This window comes from Streptomyces spinosus (genome assembly GCF_020400655.1).
Taxonomy (GTDB): Bacteria; Actinomycetota; Actinomycetes; order Streptomycetales; family Streptomycetaceae; genus Streptomyces; species Streptomyces argyrophylli.
Genome location: NZ_JAINRC010000011.1, coordinates 173,956 through 199,253 on the forward strand (window position 1 = coordinate 173,956; position 25,298 = coordinate 199,253).

Below are 25,298 nucleotides of genomic sequence, written 5' to 3' on the forward strand. Positions count from 1 at the left end.
CCGGCCGCCGCCGGGAGCCGGCAGTGAGCGAGGGCGGGCGATGACGCGGGTGGACACGGTGGAGGCCGGGCAGGGCGGCGCCGGTCACCAGGGTCCCGGCGCCGGGGCCTGGCGCGCGCGTCTGCACCGGGCGGTGCGTGCCGCCTCCCGGCCGGGGCCCTGGAAGCGCGGGCCGGTGCTCGCGGTGTCGGCGGTGCTGCTGGGCCTGGGCCTGCTGCTGCACGCGCGGATCACCAACCGTGCGGGCCTCGGCAGCCTGGTGGAGACCTTCCTGCCGTGGTTCGGCCTGCTCGTCCCCGTCTTGCTGACCGGCGCGCTGTGGCGACGCTCCGCCACCGCGGTGGTCGCGCTGCTGCTGCCTGCCGTGGTGTGGCTGAACCTCTTCGGCGGGCTGCTCGGCGACAGGTCCCACCCGGGCGGTGACCTCACCGTCGCCGAGCACAACGTCGGCGACGCCAACCCCGACCCGGCCGGCACCGCCCGCCACCTGGTCGCCTCCGGTGCGGACGTGCTGGCCCTGGTGGAGCTCACCGAGCGGGCCCGCGGCACGTACGAGAGGGAACTGGCGCGGGCGTACCCGTACCACACGGTGCTGGGCACGGTCGGGCTGTGGAGCAAGCTGCCGCTGTCGGACACCCGGCCGGTCGACGTCAAGATGGACTACGGGCCACTGGGGGACACCAAACCGGCCGACGTCAAGATGACCTACAACCGGGCGCTGCGCACCACGGTGGCCACGGGCCGGGGTCCGCTGGCGGTGTACGTGGCCCACCTGGGTTCCGTACGCCTGTTTCCCGCGAGGGGCTTTTGGACGGACAGCCGGGACCGCGGCGCGAAGGCGCTCGCCGAGGCCGTCGCCGCCGAGCGGAACAAGCGGGTGGTGCTGCTCGGCGACCTGAACGGCACCGTGGACGACCGCGCGCTCGCCGGCGTCACCTCGCGGATGCGGTCGGCCCAGGTGGAGGCAGGCAGCGGATTCGGCTTCACCTGGCCGGCGAGGTTCCCCGTGGCGCGGATCGACCAGATCCTGGTCCGCGGCGTGCGGCCGGACAGTTCCCGGGTACTGCCGGCCACCGGCAGTGACCACCTGCCGGTGGCCGCCAGGATCAGCTGGTGAACACGCGGCGGGGCCGGCGGGCCGAGGGGCGGCGCCGCGGCGCCGGTGCTCGGGGTCACCCGGCCGGTGCTCCTCACGCATCGGCGCCGGCGCGTCCGGCCGCTGCACGGGACCGGCGCGCACGGGTGGGCCGGGCACGCCATGCTGGGGAGCGGACAGGGTCCCCGAGGAGGCCGGGAGGCGTGCCCGTTGATCGCCGTCAACCCGATGGACAGCGCCTCGGTGCTGGCCGCCTTCGGCGCGCTGGGTGTCCTGGCCGTGCTCTTCGCCGAGTCGGGTCTGCTGGTCGTCGGCTTCTTCCTGCCCGGGGACACGCTGCTGTTCCCGGCCGGTGTGCTGTGCGCGGGCAGCGCGCAGCAGCCGCCGCGGCTGGCGCTGTGGCAGGTGCTGGCGTGCGCGGCGATCGGAGCTGTGGCGGGCGGCCAGGTGGGGTACCTGATCGGACGGCACGGCGGCCGGGCACTGCTCGCGCGCACGAGCAGCGGGCGGGTGAAGGGCGCGGCGGCGCGGGCGGAACGGCTGCTGGCGCGCTACGGCTACGGCAAGGCGCTGGTGATCGGCCGGTTCGTGCCGCTGCTGCGGACGGTCCTGCACCCGGTGGCCGGGGCCCTGGGCGTGCCGGCGCGGACCTTCACCCTCTGGCAGACGGTGGGCGGGGTGCTGTGGTCGCAGGCGCTGGTGCTCGCCGGGTACACCCTGGGGGCGTCCGTCCCGCACATCGACGACTATCTGCTGCCGCTGGTCGCCGTGGTCGTCGTCCTGTCGCTGCTCCCGCTGCTGCCGGAGGCCCTCCGCGCCCGCCGGGACCGACGCGGCTCCGCGCGCTGAACGAGCCACGGCTCACCCGTCGCAGATCCGCGCCCGCCGGCCGCAGTCCTGCACGGCACGGGCCTGCCCTGCCGGCGGGCCCGCCGGGCGCCGCGGCGAGGTCACTGCGCGCCCGGGAACCTCGGGTCCGCGGAGCCGGGTTGCCGGGCGAAGCCGGCTGACACGCCCACGAACTCGCGGGTCCAGCGTCCGGCCGAGCCATGCCGAGTGGCCCATGCCGAGTGTCCCGCTCCACGGTGTCGGGCGGGAAGCGGGTCATCCGCCCCGGAGCGCCGGTGCGGCCGCTGCCCTACAGGTCGTGCCCGCCCCGGCAGAGGACACCGCCGAGCACGTCAGGCCCGACGACGAGCCCGGCCACCGGATGCCCGTGGGAGTCCGGCGCCTCGGCGAGCCGTTGGCCCGGCCATGTCGGACAGCGCTTCGACCTCTCGCATCCGCAAGGAACCGCAGCGGCTCCCGGCCGCCCCCAGCCGACCCGGTGCGCCGTGCCGCCCCGTCACCCCTACGCCCCAGCCGCCTGCCGCCTGCCGCCTGCCGCCTGCCGCGTGCCGCCTACCGCCTGCCGCTCTAACGCCCCTTGCCGTCCTTGCGACGCTTCCGGTTCGGCCGGTGCGGTCGGTGCACCGTGTCCAGCTCCCCCACCGCTGCGCGCACATGGGCCGGATCGCCCGGCCGGCCGCCGCCCGCGCAGCTCCAGACCGGGCGGCCGGACTGCTTCGCCAGGTGCATGCCGAGGCCGTGGAGCGTGCAGACCGGCCACACCTGCCACAGGCACCCCGTGATCGTGTCCTGGGCGGCGTCGGCGATGCCCCACAGCGCCCAGTCGGCGGAGCCGGCCGGTTGCAGGGCGTTGCCGTGCGCGTTGCCGTCGGCCAGTGCGACGTAGACCCGTTCGTCCTCGTCCTCGTCCGCGTCCGCCGGGTACGCGATGAGGCACAGCGGGTGCTGCCCGGGCAGGGTCGCCGCGAGGTCCCGGTTGACCGTCGCCAGTGCCTCGTCCCACAGCGGGTGTTCACCGGCGGGGACGAAGCGCGGCTCGGGCGGACGCGGGAAGGAAGGGCGCATGCGCCCCATGCTCCCAGTCGACCCCTTGCGCGGACGCGGCGGGGCCACGAGGCGTTCTGGACGGGGTCGTGACCAACCGTGAGACTGGAGCCGACGATCCGACTCCCCCGCTGCCCAGGACGGTGACATGGAAGAGGAGATCCCGCGCGTCGCGCTGACCCCGCAGGCCGCTCAGCTGGTGCGTCGTCTGCGCGCCGAGCACGGTCCGCTGATGTTCCACCAGTCCGGTGGCTGCTGCGACGGCAGCGCCCCGATGTGCTACCCGGACGGTGAGTTCCGTACCGGCGGCTCGGACGTGCTGCTGGCCGAGCTGGCGGTGGACGGCGTGCCGGAGCCCGTCACGTTCTGGATGTCGCGGAGCCAGTACCAGGCGTGGAGCCACACCCGGCTGATCGTGGACGTCGTGCCGGGACGAGGCAGCGGTTTCTCCCTGGAAGCACCCGAGGGGGTACGTTTCCTCACCCGTTCTCGCGTCGTCGACGCCTAGTGGGCCCGCCGGCCCGCCCGAGTCTGGTCCACTGCCCGTACACCGAGGACAGTTGACGAGACATCAGGGGGCACGGTGACGGGACCTCGCAGGCGTTCGGCAGCGGGCAGAGCGGTTCTCACGGTTGTCACGGCGTTCGGGGTGCTCGCCGGCGCGGCCCTGGCGGGGGCGGCACCGGCCGGTGCCGCGCCGGCGGGCAGACGGCTCGCGCCGGGCGTCACCTACCGGCAGTTCGACATCGCCGGGGCGGCGGGGAAGGCCCGCGCGCACCTGCTCACGGTGGACCTGGCCGACCCGCACGTCCACGTCGACCTGCTGTACCCGGGCGCGGTGGCGGCGCGGGCCACCGTGTCCCGGATGGCGGACTCGGCCGGCGCGGTCGCCGGGGTGAACGGCGACTTCTTCGACATCACCGAGACGCAGCACCCGGGCGTGCCGGCGACGGGCGCGGCCGTCGGACCGGCCGTGGCCGGCGGACAGGCGCTCAAGGCGGCGGTGCCCAAGGGGCAGCGGTTCGGACCCGCGATGCCTCCGGGCACGACCACCCGGGACGTGTTCGGCGTGGGCACCGACCGGCGGGCCCGCCTGGACCGCCTCTCCCTCTCCGGTTCGGTCGGCACACCGGACGGGCAGGTGCCGCTGAAGGGCCTCAACCAGTACGCGCTGCCGGTGGATTCGGTCGGCGCCTTCACCGCGCGCTGGGGCAGCGTCTCCCGGCTGCGGGCCGTGTGCGGCACGGACACCCTGCGCGCGGCACCGTGCAGCGACGACACGTACGAGGTGAAGGTGCGCGGGGGCCGGGTGGTCTCCGCCACCGACGGCCCGGGAAGCGGCCCGATCCCGGCGGACACCACGGTGCTGCTGGGGCGCGAGGAGGGCGCGCGGCGTCTGCGCAAGTTGTCGGTCGGTGACCCGGTGGACGTGACGCACGCGTTGGTGGCGTCCTCGTCCGGGGTGCCGTACGCGTTCGCGATCGGCGGCTTCCCGGTCCTGCGCGACGGCAGTCCACTGTCCGGCCTGGACGACAGCACCTCGGCGGTGCGGACGGTCGTCGGGTACAAGGGCGGCGGGCGGCAGATGCTGCTGCTGGCGCTGGACGGCTCGGCGAGCTACCGCAGCGGGCTGACCGTCGCCGAGGAGGCGGAGACCATGCGTGCGCTCGGGGCCACCGCCGCCTTCAACCTCGACGGCGGCGGCTCGACGGAGCTGGTCGCCCGCGACACGGACGCCGCCGCCGTGACGGTGCGCAACCACCCGAGCGGCGGCGCCGAACGCCCGGTGCCCGACGGCATCGGCGTCTTCTCCGACTGAGGCCGGCGCACCACCGGCTCCGGCCGGACGGTTCACGGCCGCAGACTGCCCACCAGCTCGGCGGTCGCGGTGAGCCCGCTCTGAATGGTGGGCGCCATGCTGGTGCAGGCCAGGTAGAAGCCGAGCAGCAGGCAGACCAGGGCGTGGGAGATCTTCAGCGAGCAATTCCGGATGAAGATCACGGCCAGGACAAGAAGCAGCAGCACCACAGAGATGGAAATGACCACCGGGAACCCTCCTCCGCCACGCCCCGTGTGCGGCGTTCGGCCGCAAGTGTGGCGTAGCGGAGGGTTCGTCCGGGCTGCTGACGTGTCCTCCGATCGTGTGGTCTTACGCGGAGGGGCGGGCGTCGAGGAACGCCTCCAGGCCGGCGAGGTCGTCGGTGTTGAGGTAGTCGACCCCGGCCGCGAGCAGTTCCGTCCACAGCGCGTCCCGGGCGGGGCCGGCGGTGTCGGGGGTGGCCCAGAACCGGACCCGCTGCCCGCGCGCGTGGGCGGCGCCGGTGATGCTCCGCAGCCTCCGCCGCTCGGCGTCCGGGAACGTCCCGGCGCCCGTCCAGGTGAAGTTCTGCGTCCAGTTGTCGCTGATCAGTGAGATGAAGGAGGCCGGGGCGGGGCCGCCGAGGTCGGCGAGGCGGCCGTCGTAGAAGGCGCGGCGCTCGGTCTGCGCCTCCATCGGGGCACGGGCCGCCCGGTCGCCGGAGACCACGGCGGTCACCGGGCCGGGGTGGACGCGGCCGTGCGCGTAGCGGGTGAACAGGTGCGGGTAGCGGCGCAGGTGGCGGTCGAGTTCGAGGTACGTGGCGGAGCCCTCGGTCTTGATGTCGACGAGGAGCTGGAGCGGCCGGCGTGCACCTCGGTACACGTGGCCGTGGTGGGCCTCGACCCGGGCGGCGAGCGGTTCCAGGTAGAGGGATTCCAGGGTGCGGGACGGGTCGAGGCCGGATGCCTCGTGGCCGACGAGGAGCTGGTCGCCGACGAGGAAGATGTCGGCTTCGACGCTGCCGAAGCGGTGGTCGAGGGCGTCGGCCAGGGGCCGCGGGTGCTCGTAGTCGTTGTGCGCGTGGGCGTGCCACAGCGGGCGCGGGTGACGCGTCCGTTCACCGGCCAGCGCGTGGCCGGCGGGCAGGGCGAGCGTGCCCGCGAGGGCGGCGCCGAAGGTGGTGAGGGCTCTGCGACGGGTGGTGAGGGCCATGCACTGCCTCCCTGGGGGTGATGGGGACCGGGGAGAGTATGCGTGCGCCCGTCACCGAAGGGGCCCCCTCGCACGGGGAGTTGGCGCTCTGTTCACTTCGTCGGTGCGCGCGGTGAAGCCCGCCCCGGGCGGGGCGGGCTTCACCGCGGGTGTGTCAGGGCGCCTGGAGGGGTGCCCGGACGGGTGCCTGGAGGTCGACCAGTGCGGCCAGCGCCTCGCGGTGGGCCCCCGCCGTGCCGTAGGCGATCGAGTCCGCCTTGGCCCGCTTGAGATACAGGTGGACCGGGTGCTCCCAGGTCATCCCGATGCCGCCGTGGAGCTGCAACGCCTCCTCGGTGACACGGACGGCGGCGGGCGCCGCGTACGCCTGTGCGACGGCGGTCCTGACCTCCATGTCCTCGCCGGTGGCGAGCGCGTCGGCGGCGGCGCGGGCCGCGGCCCGCAGGTGCACGACCTCGAGCCACAGCTGGGCGAGCCGGTGCTTGAGCGCCTGGAACCCGCCGACCGGCCGGTTGAACTGCTTGCGCTCCTTCAGGTACCGGACGGTCTGCGTCAACGCCCACTCGGCGACGCCGAGTTGCTCAGAGGCGAGCAGTCCCGCGGCGGCCCGCAGCGCACGGCGTACGGCGGGCTCGGCGGCGCCGACCCGGCGGCCGGGAGCACCCTCCAGCCGTACGCTCGCGAGGGGGCGGGTCAGGTCCAGGGAGACCTGCGGGGTGATGGTGACGGTGTCGGCGGCGACCGCGTACAGGCCGCCGTCGTCGGCCGGGACGAGCAGGACGTCGGCTACGGCCGCGTCCGCGATGCCCGTCAGCTCGCCGTGCAGGGTGCCGTCCTGCACGCGTACGGCCGTGACCCCGGCGCCCGGGGCCGTGTGCAGGGCGACCGCGAGGGCGCCGATGCTGCGTCCCGAGGCCAGCTGTGCCAGCAGCTCGGCGTCGTCGCAGGCGAGCAGGGCCTCGGTGGCCACGACCGCGCTGGTGAGGTACGGCAGGGGGGCCACCGCCCGCCCCAGTTCCTCCAGCACGACGGCGGCCTCGCGCGCGGAGGCGCCCTGGCCGCCGCGCTCCTCGGGCACCAGGAGCCCGGCCAGGCCCATGCCGTCGGCGAGCAGCTTCCACAGGGCGCGGTCGTGCGGGGCGTCCGACTCGGCGCGGGTGATCACGTCGGCCGGTGCGCAGTGGTCCGTGAGCAGGTCGCGGACGGCGGCCCGCAGCGCCTCCTCCTCCTCGGAGTACAGCAGGTCGGTCATCGGGCGAGGTCCTTCCAGGCGACGTCCTTGTCGGTGCGCGGCTCAGCGGGCAGGCCCAGGACGCGCTCGGCGACGATGTTCAGCAGGACCTCGCTGGTCCCGCCCTCGATGCTGTTGCCCTTGGAGCGCAGGTAGCGGTATCCGGCGTCCCGGCCGGTGAAGTCGACCAGCTCGGGGCGGCGCATGGTCCAGTCGTCGTACAGCAGGCCCTCCTCGCCGCGGAGTTCCACCTCCAGGCCGCTGATCTCCTGGTTGAGTCGGGCGAAGGCGAGCTTCATGCCGGCGCCCTCGGGGCCGGGCTGGCCGGCCACGAGCTGCTGGCGCAGGCGTTCGCCGGTGAACCGTGCGACCTCGGCCTCGACCCACAGCTTCAGCAGGCGCTGGTGCAGGTCGTGGGTGCGCAGTCCGGGGCGTTCCCGCCAGGTCTTCGCGACCGGGCCGATCATGCCGCCCTCGCGGGGCAGGGCCATGCCGCCGATGGCGACGCGTTCGTTGTTCAGCGTGGTCTGGGCGACCCGCCAGCCGTCGCCGGCCTCGCCCAGGCGGCGGTCGTCGGGGATGCGGACGTCGGTGAGGAAGACCTCGTTGAACTCGGCCTCACCGGTGATCTGGCGCAGCGGCCGGACCTCGACGCCCGGATCGGTCATGTCGCAGACGAAGTAGGTGATGCCCTGGTGCTTGGGCACGGCCGGGTCGGTACGGGCGATGAGGATGGCCCAGCGGGCGAGGTGGGCGCTCGACGTCCACACCTTCTGTCCGTTGACCACCCAGCTGTCGCCCGAACGGACCGCCCGGGTGCCGAGCGCGGCCAGGTCGGAGCCGGCGCCGGGCTCGCTGAACAGCTGGCACCAGACCTCCTCGCCGGTCCATAGGGGGCGCAGGTAGCGCCGCTTCTGCTCGTCGGTGCCGTACTTCAGGATCGTCGGCGCGGCCATGCCGAGGCCGATGCCGATGCGCCGGGGGTCGTTGTCGGGGGCGCCGGCCGCCGCCAGTTCGGCGTCCACGACGCCCTGGAGGGCGCGCGGGGCGCCCAGTCCGCCGAGGCCCTCCGGGTAGTGCACCCAGGCGAGGCCGGCGTCGAAGCGGGCCCGGAGGAAGTCCAGGCGGTCGGTGCTCGCGGGCGGGTGCTGCGCGAGCAGCTCCCGGGTACGGCGGCGCAGTTCGTCGGCGTCGGTCATGCGACGGCTCCGTTCTCCAGGACGACGGCGATCCGGCCCGTGGTCACCCCGTCGGCGACCCGCTGCACGGCACCGGCCGCCTCGGCGAGCGGCACCCGCTCGCTGACCAGCGGTTTGATCGCGCCCCGTGCGGCCAGTTCGGTCAGTTCCTCGTGGCAGCGCTGGACCAGCTTCGGGTTCTTGGTGTGGTACAGGCCCCAGTGCAGGCCGACGATCGAGTAGTTCTTCACCAGGGCGTGGTTGAGGGCGGGGCTCGGGATGGTGCCACTGGCGAAGCCGACGACGACGATCCGGCCCTCGAAGGCGACCAGTTTGGCGGACTGGGCGTACGCCTCGCCGCCGACCGGGTCGTAGATCACGTCGGCGCCCCGGCCGCCGGTGGCCTCCTTGACGGCGGCGACGACGTCCTCGGAACGCCGGTCGACCACCACGTCACAGCCGAGCCGCCGGGCGACGGCGGCCTTGTCCGCGCCGCCCACGACACCGATCACCGTGGCGCCGGCCGCCTTGCCGAGCTGGACGGCGGCGCTGCCCACGCCCCCGGCGGCGGCGTGCACCAGCAGGGTCTCCCCGGCTTCCAGGCGGGCGCGGCGGTGCAGGCCGAACCAGCCGGTCTGGTAGCCGATGTGCAGGGCGGCCGCCTCGGCGTCGTCGAGCGACTCGGGCGCGGGGAGCAGGGCGCGGGCATCGGCGAGGGCGTACTCGGCGAAGCCGCCGTGGGGCAGCGCGGGGTTGGCGATCACCCGGCGGCCGTCCTCGGTCTCGCCGCAGATCTCCACGCCGGGCGTGAAGGGCAGCGGGGGACGCACCTGGTACTGGCCGCGGCACAGCAGCGCGTCCGGGAAGTTGACGTTGGCGGCGCGCACCCGCAGCAGCACCTGGCCGTCGCCGGGCGTGGGCCGCTCGATGTGGTGGAGGCGCATCACCTCGCTCGGCTCGCCGTTCTCGTGCACTTGCCATGCCTGCATGCGGGGCCTCCACGGGACTGCTTCGTCTGACCGGGTCCGACGGCATACTAAGCGGTCGCTTGCCGATCAGGGAACAGTCGCGTGGGTCACGTGCGCGCGGGCCGCGCCCGTACGTGCATCCGCTCCCCCTGGGGTCCGAACAGACTCAGGAACTCCACCGGCCCCTCCCCCGTCGACCCGAACCAGTGCGGCACCCGTGTGTCGAACTCGGCCGCCTCGCCCGCGGACAGCACGACGTCGTGCTCGCCGAGGACCAGGCGGAGCCGGCCCGAGAGGACGTAGAGCCACTCGTAGCCCTCGTGGGTCCGCGGGTCGGGCTCCTGTCTGCGCCGGGGTTCGAGCACCTTGAAGGCCTGGAGGCCGCCGGGCTGGCGGGTCAGCGGCCAGTGGGTGCGCCCGCCGCGGACGATCGGCTTGGACCGCACCCGCGGGTCACCCACCGGCGGCGCTCCGACCAGCTCGTCCAGCGGCACCTGGTGGGCCTGGGCGATCGGCAGCAGCAGTTCGAGGCTGGGCTTGCGCAGGCCGGACTCCAGCCGGGACAGGGTGCTCACGGAGATGCCGGTGGCCTCGGACAGCGCGGCCAGCGTCACCTCGCGCTCCTTGCGGATGCGGCGCAGCCTCGGGCCCACGTCCGCCAGTACGTCGTCTGTGCTCATGACACCTATTGCAGAAACGGCAAACCTGTTTGTCAATCCCGCGGCCGTCGGGTGACCGTCGCCTCATGACCGAGAACAACGCGTACGAAGTCGTCGTCGTCGGCGGCGGGGCCGCCGGCCTGTCCGCCGCGCTGGTGCTGGGCCGGTCGCGGCGCCGCACGCTGGTCGTCGACGCGGGCGAGCCGCGCAACGCGCCGTCCGCGCACATGCAGGGGTATCTGTCCCGGGACGGCATGTCACCGGCCGAGTTCCTGGCCGTCGGGCGCGAGGAGGTCGCCCGGTACGGGGTGGAACTGGTCCGGGACCGGGTGGCGGACGTGTCCCGGGAGGGGGACTTCACCGCCGTGCTCGCGAGCGGCCGGACCGTGCGGGCCCGGCACCTGGTGGTCGCGACCGGCCTGACGGACGAGCTGCCGCCGGTCCCGGGGCTCGCCGAGCGGTTCGGCCGGGACGTGGTCCACTGCCCGTACTGCCACGGCTGGGAGGTGCGCGACCTGCCGACCGGCGTCCTCGCCACCTCGCCGCTCGGCGTGCACCAGGCGCTCATGGTCACGCAGTGGTCCAAGGACGTACGGCTCTTCCTGCACGAGGTGGACGAGGCCGGGCTGACGGACCAGGACCGGCGCCGGCTGGCCGCCGCCGGCGTGACGGTCGTCCCCGGCGAGGTGGCCGCACTCGTGACCGCCGACGACCGCCTCACCGGCGTCCGGCTGGCGGACGGCACCGTCCACGACCGCGAGGTCCTGTACGCCGCCCCGTGCGCCGTGCCCCGCAACGACCTGCTGATCAGACTGGGCGCCGAACTGCGCGAGACCCCGTTCGGCAGCTATCCGGTGATCGACGAGCGGGGCCTGACCACCGTGCCCGGGCTGTGGGCGGCGGGCAACGCGAGCGGTTTCGCGGAGCAGGTGATCAACGCGGCGAGCCGGGGTTACCGGGCGGGGGCGGCGATCAACGGGGAACTCCTGATGGCCGACCTGGACGCAGCCGTCTGAAGGTGCGCGGGGCCGTGGCAGGTGGGCGGCCACCGCCGTGCGGGGCCGGTCAGCCCCGCACGCACCCGCGCCGGAACGCGACCGCGCACCCGGCGCAGCGCTGAGGCACCATGGCGGCATGCTGCTGACCCGGTTGGCCCAGGTGTCCCGGGAGGTCGCCGCGACAGCGGCGCGGTCCCGGAAGATCGAGCTGCTCGCGGAGCTGTTCCGGGACGCGGAGGCGGACGACGTGCCGGTCGTCATCCCGTACCTGGCGGGACGCCTGCCGCAGGGGCGCATCGGGGTCGGCTGGAAGGTGCTGGGCCGCCCGGTCCCGCCCGCCGACGAGCCCTCGCTGACCGTCCGGGAGGTCGATGCCCGGCTCACCGGACTGGGCAAGGTGTCCGGGCCCGGCTCCCAGGCCGAGCGGACACGGATCGTCGGGGAACTGATGGGCGCGGCCACCGAGGAGGAGCAGCGCTTCCTGCGCGGCCTGCTCACCGGCGAGGTGCGGCAGGGCGCGCTGGACGCGGTCGCCGTGGAGGGGCTCGCCCGGGCGACCGGCGCGGACCCGGCGGACGTGCGGCGGGCGGTGATGCTGGCGGGGTCGTTGCAGACGGTGGCGCAGGCCCTGCTCGGCGAGGGGCCCGGATCACTCGACCGCTTCCGGCTCACGGTCGGCCGGCCCGTGCTGCCGATGCTGGCGCACAGCGCGTCCTCGGTCGCGGAGGCGGTGGAGAAGCTGGGCGCGTGCGCGGTGGAGGAGAAACTGGACGGCATCCGGGTCCAGGTCCACCGGGACGGCGACACGGTCCGGATCCACACCCGCACCCTGGACGACATCACCGGCCGGCTGCCCGAAGTGACGGCCGCCGCGCTGGGGCTGCCGGGCGAGCGGTTCATCCTGGACGGCGAGGTGATCTCCTTCGACGCGGCGGGGCGGCCCCGGTCCTTCCAGGAGACCGCGGGCCGGGTCGGCTCGCGCACGGACGTGGCGAGGGCGGCCGGACAGACCCCGGTCTCCCCCGTCTTCTTCGACGCCCTCTCGGTCGACGGCCGGGACCTGCTCGACCTGCCCTTCGTCGAGCGGCACGCGGAGCTGGCCCGGCTGGTGCCGGAGCCGATGCGGGTCCGGCGCACGCTGGCCTCGGGCCCCCGGGACATCCCGGAGGCGGAACGGTTCCTCGCCGACACCCTGGCCCGCGGCCACGAGGGCGTGGTGGTCAAGGCGCTCGACGCGCCCTACAGCGCGGGCCGGCGCGGCGCGGCCTGGCTGAAGGTCAAGCCCGTCCACACCCTCGACCTGGTGGTGCTGGCCGCCGAGTGGGGCCACGGCCGGCGCACCGGCAGGCTCTCCAACCTCCACCTCGGCGCCCGCACCCCGGACGGCGGCTTCGCCATGCTCGGCAAGACCTTCAAGGGCATGACCGACGCGATGCTCGCCTGGCAGACCGAGCGGCTGCGGGAACTGGCGGTCGAGGACAACGGCTGGGTGGTCCGGGTCCGCCCCGAACTCGTCGTGGAGATCGCCTACGACGGCCTCCAGCGCTCCACCCGCTACCCGGCCGGCGTCACCCTCCGCTTCGCCCGCGTGGTCCGCTACCGCGAGGACAAGCGCCCCGAGGAGGCCGATACCGTGGAGGCCCTGCTGGCAGCCCACCCGGAGGTCTCGCCGTGACGGTACGGACGACGAAGCGCAGCGCGGGACTGCTGTTGTTCCGGCATACCGACCAGGGGCTGGAGGTACTGCTCGGCCACATGGGCGGACCGCTCTGGGCGAAGAAGGACGCGGGCGCCTGGACCGTGCCCAAGGGCGAGTACGACCCGGCGGAGCCGGCCTGGGAGGCGGCCCGGCGGGAGTTCCGGGAGGAGCTGGGGGTGGCGCCGCCCGACGGGGAGGCCGTTCCGCTGGGCGAGGTGGTGCAGCGCAACGGCAAGATCGTCACGGCGTGGGCGGTGGCGGCGGACCTGGACCCGGAGACGATCACCCCGGGGACCTTCACGATGGAGTGGCCGCCGCGGTCGGGGCGCAGGCAGGAGTTCCCGGAGCTGGACCGGGTGGCGTGGTTCGGTGTGGACCGGGCGCGTGAGGTGATCGTCACGGCACAGGCCGCGTTTCTCGACCGGCTGGCGGAGCACTCGCAGTAGCGGGAACCCCTCGCGGCGACCGGGAAGGAACGCCGGGAGGCCTGTCGCGTTGCGACTTGCGGGGCCGCGCGCGAAGGTCGAGACAAGCCCGCTCCCAGGGAGGTCAGCCATGCCCATCGCGACGGTGAACCCGGCGAACGGCGAGACGCTCAAGACGTACGAGCCCATGGACGAGGACGAGCTGGAGCGCCGGCTCGAACTCGCCGAGGCCACTTTCCGCACGTACCGGACGACCTCCTTCGCCGATCGCGCCCGACTGCTGAACAAGGCCGCCGACCTGCTGGACGAGGACCAGCGGGAGATCGGCCGGATCATGACCACCGAGATGGGCAAGCCGGTCAAGCAGGCCCGCGCGGAGGCCGCGAAATGTGCCAAGGCGATGCGCTGGTACGCGGAGCGCGCCGAGGGGCTGCTGGCGGAGGAGGAACCGGCCGAGTCGGACGTGACGGACTCCGGCGCCTCCCGGGTCCGGGTCCGCTACCGGCCGCTCGGCCCGGTCCTCGCGGTGATGCCCTGGAACTTCCCCCTGTGGCAGGTCGTCCGGTTCGCGGCGCCCGCGCTCATGGCGGGCAACGTGGGCCTGCTCAAGCACGCCTCCAACGTCCCGCAGACGGCGCTGTACCTGGAGGACCTGTTCCACCGGGCGGGCTTCCCCGCGGGCTGCTTCCAGACGCTGCTGATCGGCTCGGCGGCGGTGGACGACATCCTGCGCGACGAGCGCGTGAAGGCGGCGACCCTGACCGGCAGCGAACCCGCCGGCCGGGCGGTCGCCTCCACCGCCGGGGAGATGATCAAGAAGACGGTGCTGGAGCTGGGCGGCAGCGACCCCTTCATCGTGATGCCCTCCGCCGACCTGGACCGCGCGGCCGGGGTCGCGGTGACCGCCCGCGTGCAGAACAACGGGCAGTCCTGCATCGCCGCCAAGCGGTTCATCGTGCACAGCGACGTCTACGACGCGTTCGCCGAGAAGTTCGTCGCGGGCATGCGGGCCCTCACGATCGGCGACCCGCTCGCGGAGGACACCGAGATCGGGCCGCTCGCCAGCGAGCAGGGCAGGAAGGACCTGGAGGAGCTCGTCGACGACGCGAGGCGCAGCGGGGCCGAGGTGCTGTGCGGCGGGCAGCGGCCGGACGGGCCCGGCTGGTACTACCCGCCGACCGTCCTCACCGGCATCACCCGGGAGATGCGCATCCACCGCGAGGAGGCGTTCGGGCCGGTGGCCACGCTGTACCGGGCGGACGACCTGGACGAGGCGGTGCTGATCGCGAACGACTCGCCGTTCGGCCTGAGTTCGAACGTGTGGACGCGGGACGAGAACGAGGTGGAGCGGTTCGCGCGCGACCTGGAGGCCGGCGCCGTGTACGTCAACGGGATGACCGCCTCGCACCCGGCGTTCCCGTTCGGCGGAGTGAAGCGGTCGGGGTACGGGCGTGAGCTGTCCGGGCACGGAATCCGGGAGTTCTGCAACATCACCACGGTTTGGCAGGGTGCGTGAGCGCCGCGCGGCTACCATCCCGTTTGTGAACCGCGAAGTGACCCTGCCTCTGATCGTCGACGACCGCGGGACCTTGCAGGTGGCCGCGGTGGACGTGAGTAAGCTGTTGCGGACCGTGGGCGCGCGGTGGCTGCATCTTGTCGAGGCCGGGGAGCAGGGGCTGGACGAGGACACGGTCGCCGCGCTGACCATCGAACTGGCGAAACTGGCGGACCGTATCGACGTGGCGTGCATCGCCCACAGCAGCGGGGCGCCCTGACGGCCCCGCTCGCGCTCGCACGCCCGTCACAGCCGCAACCGCACCCGTCGCCACAGCCACGCCCCGTCGCCTCAGCGAGCCGGTCGCCACGGCCGCGCCCACCTCTCACGGCCGTGCCCCGGCCGCGGCGGCGCCGGCCGTGCGGGCGGCCGCCCGGCGCCGCCCTCCCGCCGTAACGGCCGTACCCGCGTTTTCCCTCGTCCGGCGGCATGAATCGCCCTGCGCGCCTGACCCCCGGGTCCCCGATTCGGAGTAACCCAGCGCGAGATCGTCGTCCTCCCGGGTGACGGTGGGTGGAGCACCCACAGAGGTGAACCCACCTTCTGGCCGGCGGGCGAAGGCCCCCGGAGAGCGGAAAGCAGGGACGGTTCATGGCGACTTTGTGCAAGCCCTCGGTGTCGGTCCCGGAGCACGTGATCACGATGGAGGAGACGCTCGAGCTGGCGCGTTCGCGCCACGCGGACCACCCCCAACTGCCACTGGCTCTCAGGCTGATCGAGAACACCGGCGTCAAGACACGGCACATCGTGCAGCCCATCGAGGAGACCCTGAAGCACCCGGGCTTCGAGGAGCGCAACAAGCTCTACGAGGCCGAGGCCAAGGCCCGCGTCCCCGCCGTGATCCGGCAGGCGCTGGACGACGCGGAGCTGCTCACCCGCGACATCGACGCGATCATCTACGTCTCGTGCACGGGCTTCATGATGCCCTCGCTCACGGCGTGGCTGATCAACGAGATGGACTTCGACAGCACCACCCGCCAGCTCCCCATCGCCCAGCTGGGCTGCGCGGCCGGCGGAGCGGCCATCAACCGGGCGCACGACTTCTGCTCGGCGTACCCGAACGCCAACGCGCTCATCGTGGCCTGCGAGTTCTGCTCGCTGTGCTACCAGCCCACCGACCTCGGCGTCGGCTCGCTGCTCTCCAACGGGCTGTTCGGCGACGGCATCGCCGCCGCCGTGGTGCGCGGGCAGGGCGGCACGGGCGTCCGTCTGGAGCGCAACGGCTCCTACCTGATCCCGAAGACCGAGGACTGGATCGCCTACGACGTCCGGGCCACCGGTTTCCACTTCCTGCTGGACAAGCGGGTGCCGGCGACCATGGAACCGCTCGCCCCGGCCCTCAAGGACCTGGCCGGCGACCACGGCTGGGACGCGTCCGACCTGGACTTCTACATCATCCACGCGGGCGGTCCCCGAATACTCGACGACCTGAGCAAGTTCCTCGAGGTCGACCCGCACGCCTTCCGGTTCAGCCGGTCCACGCTCACCGAGTACGGCAACATCGCCAGCGCCGTCGTCCTGGACGCGCTGCGCCGGCTCTTCGACGAGGGCGGCGCCCACGACCGGGCACGCGGCCTGCTCGCCGGCTTCGGCCCCGGCATCACCGCCGAGATGTCCGTGGGCCGCTGGGTCACCGGGGACGGCGACGCCCGATGATCGAGGAGGCGACGCGCACCGGCGTCGAGGTCATGCCCCCGATCCGGCACTGGCCGGCGCTCGACCTCACGGGCACGGACTTCGACCCGGTGCTGGCCGAGCTGATGGCGGAGGGTCCCGTCACCCGCGTCCAGCTGCCCAACGGCGAGGGCTGGGCCTGGCTGGTCACCCGGTACGACGACGTACGCATGGTGGCCAACGACCCCCGCTTCAGCCGGGAGGCGGTCGTCGACAAGCCGGTCACCCGGCTCGCCCCGCACTTCATCCCCGACCCGGGCGCGGTCGGCTTCCTCGATCCGCCGGACCACACCCGGCTGCGCCGCTCGGTCGCCACCGCCTTCACGGCCAAGGGCGTGGAGCGGGTCCGCGAGCGGGCGCGCGGCATGCTGGACGAGCTGGTCGACGACCTGCTCGGGGCCGGCCCGCCCGCGGACCTCACGGCGGCGGTCCTCGGCCCCTTCCCGATCGCGGTGATCTGCGAGCTGATGGGCGTGCCGGCCGGCGACCGGCACGACATGCACACCTGGACGCAGCTGATCCTGTCCGCCGCGCACGGCAAGGAGGTCAGCGAGCGGGCCAAGCGGGAGATGAGCGCCTACTTCGCCGACCTGATCGGATTGCGCGAGAACAGCGCGGGCGAGGATGTCACCTCGCTGCTCGGTGCCGCCGTGGGCCGCGGCGAGATCACCCTGGACCAGGCCGTGGGCCTCGCCGTGCTCCTCCAGATCGGCGGCGAGGCGGTCACCGCCAACAGCGGGCAGATGTTCCACCTGCTGCTCACCCGCCCCGGTCTGACGGCGCGACTGCGCGCGGACCCGGCGATCCGCCCCCGGGCGATCGACGAACTCCTGCGCTACATCCCGCACCGCAACGCGGTCGGCCTGTCCCGGATCGCCCTGGAGGACGTGGAGATCGGCGGCGTCCGCATCCGCGCGGGCGATCCGGTGTACGTCTCCTACCTGGCCGCCAACCGGGACCCGGACGTCTTCCCCGCGCCGGACACCGTCGACTTCTCCCGCCGTCCGAACCCGCACCTGGCGTTCGGTTTCGGCCCGCACTACTGCCCGGGCGGGATGCTCGCCCGGCTGGAGGAGGAACTGCTGATGAACGCCCTGCTGGACCGGGTACCGGGCCTCAGGCTGGCCGTGGCCCCGGATCAGGTGCCCTTCAGGAAGGGCGCCCTGATCCGGGGGCCCGAGTGCCTGCCGGTGACCTGGTGAGGTCCCCATGACAGAGACCGAGGGACTGTACGTGCCGCCGGGCCACGGCCGGGTCGTCGAGACACCGGCCCAGCGGGTGACCTTCAAGGTCACCGGCCTGCACTCACGCATGGCCTCCACCTTCGAGGTGGAGGTCCCGCCCGGCTTCGACGTGGGCGCCCATGTGCACACGCGCAGCGAGGAGTTGTTCTACATCCTCGAAGGCGAACTGGACGTGCTCGCCTTCGAGCCGCGCGTGCGCACCCCGGACAACTGGCGGAAGTGGGAGTCGTCCTCGGGCAGCCGGGTGGTCCGGGCGACACCGGGCACGGTCATCGTCGTACCGCCCGGCTGCCCGCACGCGTTCGCGAATCCGACGGAGACGCCGGCCAAGATGTTCTTCCAGGCGGCTCCCCCGCCGGACCACGAGCGCTATTTCGAGGAGCTGCTGGACATCCTCGGCAACGGCGGTCCTCCGGACCAGGAGGCCATCGAGGCGTTGCGGGCCAAGTACGACATCGAGCAGCTCACACCGCTCAGGCACCGGTGAGGCGCCGGTGAACGCTAGCGGATGGGCATCCCCGACAGGGTCCGCGCGATGACCAGCCGCTGGATCTCGCTCGTGCCCTCGAAGATGGTGTAGATGGCCGCGTCCCGGTGCATCCGCTCGACCGGGTACTCGCGGGTGTAGCCGTTGCCGCCGAGGATCTGGATCGCCTGGGCCGTCACCTTCTTGGCGGTCTCGCTGGCGAACAGCTTCGACATGGAGCCCTCGGCGGCGGTGAACGGCTTGCCGTTGATCGCCATCCAGGAGGCGCGCCACACCAGCAGGCGGGCGGCGTCGATCTGGGTGCGCATGTCCGCCAGCTGGAAGGCCACACCCTGGTTGTCGATGATCGGGCGGCCGAACTGCTCGCGGGTCGTGGCGTAGTCGAGGGCGACCTCGTACGCGGCCCGGGCGGTGCCCACCGCCATGGCGCCGACCGCCGGGCGGGACGCCTCGAACGTGGCCATGGCCGCGTTCTTCACCCTCCCCCAGCCTCCGGCCGGGGGAACCCCCACGCCCTTCTTGGCCTTCTCCCGGGCCCGGGCCAGCCGCTCGTCCAGCTTCTCCTTGCCGCCGAGCAGGCAGGATCCGGGCACCCGGACGTCGTCGAGGATGACCTCGGCGGTGTGCGAGGCGCGGATGCCGTGCTTCTTGAACTTCTGCCCCTGGGACAGTCCGGGCGTGCCCGGCGGGACGATGAAGGAGGCGTGGCCCTTGGAGCCCAGCTCCGGGTCGACGACGGCGACGACGACGTGGACGTTGGCGATGCCGCCGTTGGTCGCCCAGGTCTTCGTGCCGTTGATCACCCACTCGTCCTTGGCCTCGTCGTACACGGCACGGGTGCGCATGGAGGCGACGTCGGAGCCGGCGTCGGGCTCGGAGGAGCAGAACGCGGCGACCTTGACGTCGTTCTGGTCGCCGTACATCTGGGGTATCCAGGTGCCGATCTGTTCCTCGGTCCCGTTGGCGAGTACGCCCACGGCGGCCAGGCCGGTGCCCACAATGGACAGGGCGATGCCCGCGTCGCCCCAGAACAGCTCCTCCATGGCCATCGGGATGCCGAGGCCGGTGGAGTCGAAGTACTGCTGCGCGTAGAAGTCGAGGGAGTAGATGCCGACCTTCGCGGCCTCCTGGATGACCGGCCAGGGAGTCTCCTCGCGCTCGTCCCACTCGGCCGCCGCCGGACGGATCACGTCCGCGGCGAAGCCATGGAGCCAGTCGCGTACTTCCTTCTGCTCCTCGTTCAGCTCCATGGTGAACTCGGCCATGTCCCCTCCAGCGGCGGTGCGGTGTTACTTACGGTAACCCGAGTCTGTTACCGATCGGTAGGAAAAGTCAACCGCCGATGACGCCTCGGCTGCCCGTTCGATGCCGGGGACCCGGTCAGTGTTAGTTTGCGCAGGCGTCACCGAATCAGCACGGGTGGGGAGAGCACATGGACACCACGCAGCGGACCGATCAGCAGCGGTCCGCCGACCGCCGACGGCGCGAGCTGCTGGAGGCCGCCGACCGGGTGGTGCTGCGCGACGGCCCGCAGGCGTCGATGAACGCGATCGCGGCGGAAGCGGGTATCACGAAGCCGATCCTTTACCGGCACTTCGGCGACAAGGGCGGTCTTTACGCGGCCTTGGCCAAGCGGCACACCGACGCGTTGCTGGCATCGCTGCGGGCGGCGCTGGACGCGCCGGCCGACCGGCGCGAGCGGGTCGAGTCCACGCTGGACACCTATCTCGCCGCGATCGAGGCGCGGCCCCAGGTGTACCGGTTCCTCATGCACCCGGCGGAGGGGAGCACCGGCGGCGACCAGGGCTTCGACGTCGGCAAGCACTCGGCTCCGCTGCTGCGGCGGATGGGCGAGGAACTGGCCCAGGTCATCGAGGAGCGGGTGGACCTCGGACCGGGAAGCCAGCAGCTGGCGCGGGTGTGGGGGCACGGGATCGTCGGGATGATGCACGCCGCCGGCGACTGGTGGCTGGGCGAACGGCCCTGCTCCCGCGCCGAGTTGGTGCGGTCCCTCGCCGACCTGCTGTGGGGCCGCCTGGCGGCGGCCGGCGACCGGGTGGGGGGGCCGGGGTTCTGAAGGCCCCCGCACCGCTCAGGCCCGTGTGCCCGCCCGGTTCCAGGGGGCTCTGGAGACCTGCCTCACGAGCCTCCGCTTCCGCCACCCCGTGAGGCGGTCCGCGTACACACGGCCCTCCAGGTGGTCGCACTCGTGTTGCAAGCATCTGGCAAAGAAGCCGGTGCCGTGGACGGTGACCGGATCGCCGGTCACCGTGAAGCCCTCGACCACCGCGTGGTCGTAGCGCTCGGTCCCCGCCTCCAGACCCGGCAGGGACAGGCAGCCCTCGGGACCCCGGAGCACCACACCGTCCGCCTCCACCAGCCGGGGGTTCACCACGTGCCCCAGGTGACGCACGTCCTCGTCATCCGGACAGTCGTAGACGAACACCCGCAAGCCGGCCCCGATCTGATTCGCGGCCAGGCCCACTCCCCGCGCCGCGTACATCGTGGCGAACAGGTCCTCCACGAGGGCGGCGAGACCGGGGCCGAAGTCGGTGACGTCCCGGCAGGGCTCGCGCAGTACGGCGTCGCCGAGCAGGGTGAGGGGCCGGACGCGCCCGTGGACGCCCGGAATGGAACCGTGTCGCATGGCGGCAAGGGTACGGTTCGTATCGCTCATGCCCGCCGCTCGAGGTCCGGGCCGGGATTCGGGTGTGGGAATGGATCTCGATAGGCTGAGGTTCACACCACGTTGCCGGATGGCCCCAGGCGCGGCGCGTACGCAAGGAGGATCGAGAACTGATGGCAGGCAACTCGGACCCGCTCACGCCGCGGGCCAAGCTGGCCGTGACCGCGGGCAAGGCGGTAGCTGCGGCGTCACGCGCCGCGGGGCGCGGCAGCGGATCGGTGATCGGCGGCCGGGTAGCACTGAAGCTCGACCCCGACCTGCTCGCCCGGCTCGCCCAGAACCTGGACGTCGTCCTGGTGTCGGCGACCAACGGCAAGACCACGACCACCCGGCTCATCGCCGAGGCGCTGCGCGCCGCGGGCCCGGTCGTCTCGAACGCGCTGGGCGCCAACATGCCGGCCGGCATCACCTCGGCGCTGGCGGGCGGTTCGGACGCCAAGTTCGGTGTCATCGAGGTCGACGAGAAGTACCTGGCCGGTGTGGCCCGGGACACCAGCCCGAAGTGCATCGCCCTGCTCAACCTCTCCCGTGACCAGCTCGACCGCGCCGCCGAGACCCGGATGCTCGCCGAGAACTGGCGGGAGGGCCTGGCCGGCTCCAAGGCCGTCATCGTCGCCAACTGCGACGACCCGCTGGTGGTGTGGGCCGCGTCCTCGTCCCCGAACGTGATCTGGGTCGCGGCCGGGCAGATGTGGAAGGACGACGCCTGGTCCTGCCCGTCGTGCGGTGGCGTGATGCAGCGCCCGGGCGACGACTGGTTCTGCGGGGAGTGCGGGTTCCGGCGGCCGACGCCGACCTGGGCGCTGTCCGGGGACCACGTGCTGGACCCGCACGGGTCCGCCTGGCCGATCCACCTCCAGCTGCCGGGCCGCGCCAACAAGGCGAACGCGGCCTCCTCCGCGGCCGTCGCCGCCGTCTTCGGGGTGCCGCCGCAGGTCGCCCTGGAGCGGATGTACCAGGTGCAGGCGGTGGCCGGCCGGTACGACGTCGTCCAGTTCCAGAACCGCGACCTCAGGCTGCTGCTGGCCAAGAACCCGGCCGGCTGGCTGGAGACGTTCTCCCTGATCGACCCGCCGCCCGCCCCGGTGATCCTGTCCGTGAACGCGCGCGGCGCCGACGGCACCGACACCTCCTGGCTGTGGGACGTCGACTACACCCGGCTGACCGGTCACCCGATCTTCGTGATCGGCGACCGGAAGCTGGACCTCGCCGTCCGCCTGGAGGTCGCCAACCAGCACTTCCAGGTCTGCGACAACCTCGACCAGGCCGTGCAGATGTGCCCGCCGGGCCGGATCGAGGTCATCGCGAACTACACCGCGTTCCAGGACCTGCGCCGCCGCGTCGGCAACTGATCTTCTGATCCTCGAAGGGCGATCACCTCATGAGCGACAACCAACTGCGGCTGGTGTGGATCTACCCGGACCTGCTGAGCACCTACGGCGACCAGGGCAACGCGCTCGTCGTGGAGCGCCGGGCCCGGCAGCGCGGCCTGGACGTGGCCCGCCTCGACGTGCGCAGCGACCAGCCGATCCCGACCTCCGGTGACATCTACCTCATCGGCGGCGGCGAGGACCGTCCGCAGCGGCTCGCGGCCGAGCGGCTGCGCCGGGACGGGCACCTGCACCGGGCGGTGGAGAACGGCGCGATCGTCTTCTCGGTCTGCGCCGGCTACCAGATCCTCGGCCACGAGTTCATCAACGACCTCGGTCAGCGCGAGCCGGGCCTCGGCCTGCTGGACGTGGTGTCCGTGCGCGGCGAGGGCGAGCGGTGCGTCGGTGACGTACTGGCCGACATCGACCCGCAGCTGGGTCTCCCCCCGCTGACCGGTTTCGAGAACCACCAGGGCGTCACCCACCTGGGCGCCACGGCCCGCCCCTTCGCCCGGGTGCAGATCGGCAAGGGCAACGGCACCGGGGACGGCACGGAGGGCGCGTACAACGGGACCGTCTTCGGTACGTACATGCACGGACCGGTACTCGCCCGCAACCCGCAGATCGCCGACCTGCTGCTGAAGCTGGCGCTCGACGTCAACGCGCTGCCGCCGATCGACGACCGCTGGTACGAGGCGCTCCGCAACGAGCGCATCGAGGCGGCGCAGCAACCTGCGTAACCCGTTCTTCAGCCGGATTTCAGTGTGGTCCGGCAGGCTCGTGGCGGGCCCGCCTGACGGTCCGTCCGCTCACATGTGCGGGCGCGTCCAGCAGGCGGACGCCCGCTACGGAGCCACCCCCTCGCGCCGGTAGGGTGACCGGGAATCCGCCGGACAGCGTGGTCCGGTTACCCGGCCCACGTTGAGAAGGTATTTCGGGCTATGCGCATTGGTGTCCTCACGTCCGGCGGCGACTGCCCCGGCCTGAACGCCGTCATCCGGTCCGTCGTGCACCGTGCCGTCGCCGACCACGGCGACGAGGTCATCGGTTTCCGGGACGGCTGGAAGGGCCTCCTGGAGTGCGACTACCTGAAGCTCGACCTGGACGCCGTGGGCGGCATCCTCGCGCGCGGCGGCACCATCCTCGGCTCGTCCCGGGTCCGCCCGGAGCATCTGCGGGACGGTGTGGAGCGCGCCAAGGGCCATGTCGCGGAACTCGGCCTGGACGCGATCATCCCGATCGGCGGCGAGGGCACGCTGAAGGCGGCCCGGCTGCTGTCGGACGCCGGGCTGCCGATCGTGGGCGTGCCCAAGACCATCGACAACGACATCGCGGTCACGGATGTCACCTTCGGTTTCGACACGGCGGTGACCGTGGCGACCGAGGCCCTGGACCGGCTGAAGACCACCGCCGAGTCCCACCAGCGCGTGCTGATCGTGGAGGTCATGGGCCGGCACACCGGCTGGATCGCGCTGCACTCCGGCATGGCCGCCGGCGCCCACGCCGTGGTCGTGCCGGAGCGGCCCTTCGACATCGACGAGTTGACGCGGAAGGTCGGTGAGCGGTTCGAGGCCGGCAAGCGGTTCGCGATAGTGGTCGCCGCGGAGGGGGCCAAGCCGCGCCCCGGTTCCATGGAGTTCGACGAGGGCGGCAAGGACGTCTACGGCCACGAGCGCTTCGCGGGCATCGCGCGGCAGCTGTCGGTCGAGCTGGAGCAGCGGCTCGGCAAGGAGGCCCGTCCGGTGATCCTCGGGCACGTGCAGCGCGGCGGCACTCCGACGCCGTACGACCGGGTGCTGGCGACCCGCTTCGGCTGGCACGCGGTGGAGGCCGTGCACCGGGGTGAGTTCGGCAAGATGACGGCGCTGCGCGGGACCGACATCGCCATGGTGTCGCTGGCGGAGGCGGTTCGGACGCTGAAGACCGTGCCGGCGGAGCGGTACGACGAGGCGGAGTGCGTCCTGTGACCCACTGGTCCGGGTGAGGACAAACCGGCCCCGGTCACAGCGGTGACCGGGGCCGGTTCTACTCTTGGTGCGGACACAGACAGCTGTGGACAGACACCGCACAACCCCCACGAACCAGGAGCCGCCGGATGGATCACAGCGGACACGGCATGACGATGGATCTGCCGCCGTTCACGCTGGGGCGGGGGCTGGAATGGTCGGCGGACCCCTTCTTCCTCATCGCCTGCCTCGCCGGTCTGGCTCTCTACGGCTGGGGTGTCGTGCGGCTGCGGCGGCGCGGGGACGCCTGGCCGGTGAGCCGTACCGTCTCCTACGTCGTAGGCGTGCTCACCATCGCGCTGATGATGTGCACCAGGCTCAACGACTACGGCATGGTCATGTTCAGCGTGCACATGGTGCAGCACATGGTGATCAGCATGCTGTCGCCGATCCTCATCCTGCTCGGCGCCCCGGTCACCCTGGCGCTGCGCGCGCTGCCGACCGCCGGCAGGGGCCGCAAGGGCCCGCGTGAGCTGCTGCTGATGCTGCTGCACAGCCGGTACATGCGGATCGTCACCCACCCGGCGTTCACCATCCCGCTGTTCATCGCGAGCCTGTACGCCCTCTACTTCACCCCGCTGTTCGACTTCCTGATGGGCTCGAAGACCGGGCACGTCGCGATGATGGTGCACTTCCTCGCGGTCGGTGTCGTGTTCTTCTGGCCGATCATCGGTGTCGACCCGGGCCCGCACCGGCCGGGCCACCTGATGCGGATGCTGGAGCTGTTCGCGGGCATGCCGTTCCACGCGTTCTTCGGCATCGCGCTGATGATGGCGTCGACGCCGATGGTCGAGACCTTCGAGCACCCGCCCGCCTCGCTGGGCATCGACGCGCTGTCCGACCAGAGCGCGGCGGGCGGCATCGCCTGGGCGTTCAGCGAGATTCCGTCGGTGCTGGTGCTGATCGCGCTGCTGTTCCAGTGGTACCGCTCCGAGCAGCGGCAGGCCAAGCGCAAGGACCGGGCCGCCGACCGGGACGGCGACAAGGAGCTGGAGGCGTACAACGCCTACCTGGCCTCGCTGAACGCGCGCGAGGGCTAGGGCCGGAACCGGCCGCACCTATCCCTCCCGGCCCGGGCCGGGGCACCATGGTCGTGGACGGACCATGAGGAGGGTG

Annotated in this window: 26 protein-coding genes; 17 read left to right on the forward strand and 9 right to left on the reverse strand. The window is 72.8% G+C overall.

All coding sequences use genetic code 11. The annotated features are described in order from the left end of the window. The first annotated feature begins 40 nt into the window (after positions 1-40). Together LG395_RS21670 and LG395_RS21675 are read left to right on the forward strand one after the other, a co-directional pair. The gene (locus tag LG395_RS21670; RefSeq protein WP_171158655.1) at positions 41-1,117 is read left to right on the forward strand and encodes an endonuclease/exonuclease/phosphatase family protein; all 1,077 of its coding nucleotides are present in this window, start codon (positions 41-43) and stop codon (positions 1,115-1,117) included. A gap of 189 nt (positions 1,118-1,306) precedes the next feature. Further along, a complete protein-coding gene (locus LG395_RS21675; RefSeq protein WP_171158654.1) occupies positions 1,307-1,945 on the forward strand; it encodes a DedA family protein in 639 nt (212 codons plus the stop codon). Positions 1,946-2,512: 567 nt separating this feature from the next. Here the strand turns inward: LG395_RS21675 and LG395_RS21680 are convergent. Beyond that, positions 2,513-3,010, reverse strand: coding sequence for a hypothetical protein (locus LG395_RS21680; RefSeq protein WP_225810909.1), 498 nt, complete (start codon positions 3,008-3,010; stop codon positions 2,513-2,515). A 127-nt stretch (positions 3,011-3,137) separates the two neighbouring features. Between LG395_RS21680 and LG395_RS21685 the strand changes: the two genes are divergently transcribed. Both LG395_RS21685 and LG395_RS21690 read left to right on the forward strand, forming a co-directional pair. Then, complete coding sequence (locus LG395_RS21685) at positions 3,138-3,497, forward strand: DUF779 domain-containing protein (protein WP_171158652.1); 360 nt, start codon at positions 3,138-3,140, stop codon at positions 3,495-3,497. A gap of 141 nt (positions 3,498-3,638) precedes the next feature. Next, positions 3,639-4,808 carry a phosphodiester glycosidase family protein gene (locus LG395_RS21690; protein ID WP_225810910.1) on the forward strand — a complete coding sequence of 390 codons (1,170 nt, stop codon included), beginning with the start codon at positions 3,639-3,641 and terminating at the stop codon, positions 4,806-4,808. 32 nt (positions 4,809-4,840) lie between these two features. On the opposite strand, the gene LG395_RS21695 is transcribed toward LG395_RS21690, so the two are convergent. The 6 genes from LG395_RS21695 to LG395_RS21720 form a co-directional block, all read right to left on the reverse strand. Continuing rightward, positions 4,841-5,035 carry a hypothetical protein gene (locus tag LG395_RS21695; protein ID WP_014671248.1) on the reverse strand — a complete coding sequence of 65 codons (195 nt, stop codon included), beginning with the start codon at positions 5,033-5,035 and terminating at the stop codon, positions 4,841-4,843. Between the two features lie 103 nt (positions 5,036-5,138). Continuing rightward, positions 5,139-6,002 carry a phosphatidylinositol-specific phospholipase C/glycerophosphodiester phosphodiesterase family protein gene (locus tag LG395_RS21700; protein ID WP_225810911.1) on the reverse strand — a complete coding sequence of 288 codons (864 nt, stop codon included), beginning with the start codon at positions 6,000-6,002 and terminating at the stop codon, positions 5,139-5,141. Positions 6,003-6,156: 154 nt separating this feature from the next. Next, positions 6,157-7,254 carry an acyl-CoA dehydrogenase family protein gene (locus LG395_RS21705; RefSeq protein ID WP_225810912.1) on the reverse strand — a complete coding sequence of 366 codons (1,098 nt, stop codon included), beginning with the start codon at positions 7,252-7,254 and terminating at the stop codon, positions 6,157-6,159. Continuing rightward, positions 7,251-8,432: an acyl-CoA dehydrogenase family protein gene (locus LG395_RS21710; protein ID WP_171158645.1), complete on the reverse strand. Its 1,182-nt coding sequence runs from the start codon at positions 8,430-8,432 to the stop codon at positions 7,251-7,253. Before LG395_RS21710 ends, LG395_RS21705 begins: the two co-directional genes overlap by 4 nt. Next, entirely contained in the window at positions 8,429-9,400 is a 972-nt protein-coding gene (locus LG395_RS21715) for an NADPH:quinone oxidoreductase family protein (RefSeq protein WP_225810913.1), read from the reverse strand. The genes LG395_RS21710 and LG395_RS21715 overlap by 4 nt, the downstream gene beginning before the upstream one ends. Before the next feature lie 86 nt (positions 9,401-9,486). Then, positions 9,487-10,059: a helix-turn-helix domain-containing protein gene (locus tag LG395_RS21720; protein WP_171158641.1), complete on the reverse strand. Its 573-nt coding sequence runs from the start codon at positions 10,057-10,059 to the stop codon at positions 9,487-9,489. A gap of 65 nt (positions 10,060-10,124) precedes the next feature. Between LG395_RS21720 and LG395_RS21725 the strand changes: the two genes are divergently transcribed. From LG395_RS21725 to LG395_RS21760, 8 genes are all read left to right on the forward strand, one after another. After that, positions 10,125-11,054 carry an NAD(P)/FAD-dependent oxidoreductase gene (locus tag LG395_RS21725; protein WP_225810914.1) on the forward strand — a complete coding sequence of 310 codons (930 nt, stop codon included), beginning with the start codon at positions 10,125-10,127 and terminating at the stop codon, positions 11,052-11,054. A 118-nt stretch (positions 11,055-11,172) separates the two neighbouring features. Then, entirely contained in the window at positions 11,173-12,711 is a 1,539-nt protein-coding gene (locus LG395_RS21730; protein WP_225810915.1) for an ATP-dependent DNA ligase, read from the forward strand. After that, positions 12,708-13,181, forward strand: coding sequence for an NUDIX hydrolase (locus LG395_RS21735; RefSeq protein ID WP_171158635.1), 474 nt, complete (start codon positions 12,708-12,710; stop codon positions 13,179-13,181). Before LG395_RS21730 ends, LG395_RS21735 begins: the two co-directional genes overlap by 4 nt. 109 nt (positions 13,182-13,290) lie before the next feature. Then, complete coding sequence (locus LG395_RS21740; RefSeq protein WP_171158633.1) at positions 13,291-14,676, forward strand: NADP-dependent succinic semialdehyde dehydrogenase; 1,386 nt, start codon at positions 13,291-13,293, stop codon at positions 14,674-14,676. Between the two features lie 25 nt (positions 14,677-14,701). Continuing rightward, entirely contained in the window at positions 14,702-14,935 is a 234-nt protein-coding gene (locus LG395_RS21745) for a DUF6213 family protein (protein ID WP_030655224.1), read from the forward strand. Between the two features lie 371 nt (positions 14,936-15,306). Then, complete coding sequence (locus LG395_RS21750; RefSeq protein WP_171158631.1) at positions 15,307-16,371, forward strand: type III polyketide synthase; 1,065 nt, start codon at positions 15,307-15,309, stop codon at positions 16,369-16,371. Beyond that, entirely contained in the window at positions 16,368-17,591 is a 1,224-nt protein-coding gene (locus LG395_RS21755; RefSeq protein WP_225810916.1) for a cytochrome P450, read from the forward strand. The genes LG395_RS21750 and LG395_RS21755 overlap by 4 nt, the downstream gene beginning before the upstream one ends. Before the next feature lie 7 nt (positions 17,592-17,598). Beyond that, complete coding sequence (locus tag LG395_RS21760; RefSeq protein WP_014671261.1) at positions 17,599-18,120, forward strand: cupin domain-containing protein; 522 nt, start codon at positions 17,599-17,601, stop codon at positions 18,118-18,120. 14 nt (positions 18,121-18,134) lie between these two features. Here the strand turns inward: LG395_RS21760 and LG395_RS21765 are convergent, their stop codons facing one another. Then, on the reverse strand, positions 18,135-19,385 hold the full coding sequence (locus LG395_RS21765; protein ID WP_171158626.1) for an acyl-CoA dehydrogenase family protein: 1,251 nt from the start codon (positions 19,383-19,385) through the stop codon (positions 18,135-18,137). 167 nt (positions 19,386-19,552) lie between these two features. Here LG395_RS21765 and LG395_RS21770 point away from each other — a divergent pair, with 167 nt between their 5' ends. After that, the gene (locus tag LG395_RS21770; protein ID WP_171158624.1) at positions 19,553-20,197 is read left to right on the forward strand and encodes a TetR/AcrR family transcriptional regulator; all 645 of its coding nucleotides are present in this window, start codon (positions 19,553-19,555) and stop codon (positions 20,195-20,197) included. A gap of 15 nt (positions 20,198-20,212) precedes the next feature. Here LG395_RS21770 and def read toward each other — a convergent pair whose 3' ends face one another. Further along, on the reverse strand, positions 20,213-20,767 hold the full coding sequence (gene def / locus LG395_RS21775; protein WP_171158622.1) for a peptide deformylase: 555 nt from the start codon (positions 20,765-20,767) through the stop codon (positions 20,213-20,215). A 152-nt stretch (positions 20,768-20,919) separates the two neighbouring features. Here def and LG395_RS21780 point away from each other — a divergent pair, with 152 nt between their 5' ends. The 4 genes from LG395_RS21780 to LG395_RS21795 all read left to right on the forward strand — a co-directional run bounded on the left by LG395_RS21780 (position 20,920) and on the right by LG395_RS21795 (position 25,222). Continuing rightward, the gene (locus tag LG395_RS21780) at positions 20,920-22,158 is read left to right on the forward strand and encodes a MurT ligase domain-containing protein (protein ID WP_030655212.1); all 1,239 of its coding nucleotides are present in this window, start codon (positions 20,920-20,922) and stop codon (positions 22,156-22,158) included. Positions 22,159-22,187: 29 nt separating this feature from the next. Then, positions 22,188-22,916, forward strand: a complete 729-nt coding sequence (locus LG395_RS21785) for a type 1 glutamine amidotransferase (protein ID WP_225810917.1) — start codon at positions 22,188-22,190, stop codon at positions 22,914-22,916. Between the two features lie 201 nt (positions 22,917-23,117). Next, positions 23,118-24,143, forward strand: coding sequence for a 6-phosphofructokinase (locus tag LG395_RS21790; protein ID WP_171158618.1), 1,026 nt, complete (start codon positions 23,118-23,120; stop codon positions 24,141-24,143). 128 nt (positions 24,144-24,271) lie between these two features. Continuing rightward, complete coding sequence (locus LG395_RS21795; protein WP_225810918.1) at positions 24,272-25,222, forward strand: cytochrome c oxidase assembly protein; 951 nt, start codon at positions 24,272-24,274, stop codon at positions 25,220-25,222. Positions 25,223-25,298 lie beyond the last annotated feature (76 nt).

Excerpts from the sequence above, each read along its gene's own strand:
- LG395_RS21795 (WP_225810918.1), top strand. The coding sequence starts at position 24,272 with ATGGATCACAGCGGACACGGCATGACGATGGATCTGCCGCCGTTCACG.
- LG395_RS21670 (WP_171158655.1), top strand. The coding sequence starts at position 41 with ATGACGCGGGTGGACACGGTGGAGGCCGGGCAGGGCGGCGCCGGTCAC.
- LG395_RS21700 (WP_225810911.1), bottom strand. The coding sequence starts at position 6,002 with ATGGCCCTCACCACCCGTCGCAGAGCCCTCACCACCTTCGGCGCCGCC.
- def (WP_171158622.1), bottom strand. The coding sequence starts at position 20,767 with ATGCGACACGGTTCCATTCCGGGCGTCCACGGGCGCGTCCGGCCCCTC.
- LG395_RS21685 (WP_171158652.1), top strand. The coding sequence starts at position 3,138 with ATGGAAGAGGAGATCCCGCGCGTCGCGCTGACCCCGCAGGCCGCTCAG.
- LG395_RS21740 (WP_171158633.1), top strand. The coding sequence starts at position 13,291 with ATGCCCATCGCGACGGTGAACCCGGCGAACGGCGAGACGCTCAAGACG.
- LG395_RS21680 (WP_225810909.1), bottom strand. The coding sequence starts at position 3,010 with ATGCGCCCTTCCTTCCCGCGTCCGCCCGAGCCGCGCTTCGTCCCCGCC.
- LG395_RS21785 (WP_225810917.1), top strand. The coding sequence starts at position 22,188 with ATGAGCGACAACCAACTGCGGCTGGTGTGGATCTACCCGGACCTGCTG.
- LG395_RS21765 (WP_171158626.1), bottom strand. The coding sequence starts at position 19,385 with ATGGCCGAGTTCACCATGGAGCTGAACGAGGAGCAGAAGGAAGTACGC.
- LG395_RS21730 (WP_225810915.1), top strand. The coding sequence starts at position 11,173 with ATGCTGCTGACCCGGTTGGCCCAGGTGTCCCGGGAGGTCGCCGCGACA.
- LG395_RS21770 (WP_171158624.1), top strand. The coding sequence starts at position 19,553 with ATGGACACCACGCAGCGGACCGATCAGCAGCGGTCCGCCGACCGCCGA.
- LG395_RS21725 (WP_225810914.1), top strand. The coding sequence starts at position 10,125 with ATGACCGAGAACAACGCGTACGAAGTCGTCGTCGTCGGCGGCGGGGCC.
- LG395_RS21710 (WP_171158645.1), bottom strand. The coding sequence starts at position 8,432 with ATGACCGACGCCGACGAACTGCGCCGCCGTACCCGGGAGCTGCTCGCG.
- LG395_RS21760 (WP_014671261.1), top strand. The coding sequence starts at position 17,599 with ATGACAGAGACCGAGGGACTGTACGTGCCGCCGGGCCACGGCCGGGTC.
- LG395_RS21705 (WP_225810912.1), bottom strand. The coding sequence starts at position 7,254 with ATGACCGACCTGCTGTACTCCGAGGAGGAGGAGGCGCTGCGGGCCGCC.
- LG395_RS21750 (WP_171158631.1), top strand. The coding sequence starts at position 15,307 with ATGGCGACTTTGTGCAAGCCCTCGGTGTCGGTCCCGGAGCACGTGATC.
- LG395_RS21755 (WP_225810916.1), top strand. The coding sequence starts at position 16,368 with ATGATCGAGGAGGCGACGCGCACCGGCGTCGAGGTCATGCCCCCGATC.
- LG395_RS21790 (WP_171158618.1), top strand. The coding sequence starts at position 23,118 with ATGCGCATTGGTGTCCTCACGTCCGGCGGCGACTGCCCCGGCCTGAAC.
- LG395_RS21715 (WP_225810913.1), bottom strand. The coding sequence starts at position 9,400 with ATGCAGGCATGGCAAGTGCACGAGAACGGCGAGCCGAGCGAGGTGATG.
- LG395_RS21780 (WP_030655212.1), top strand. The coding sequence starts at position 20,920 with ATGGCAGGCAACTCGGACCCGCTCACGCCGCGGGCCAAGCTGGCCGTG.
- LG395_RS21720 (WP_171158641.1), bottom strand. The coding sequence starts at position 10,059 with ATGAGCACAGACGACGTACTGGCGGACGTGGGCCCGAGGCTGCGCCGC.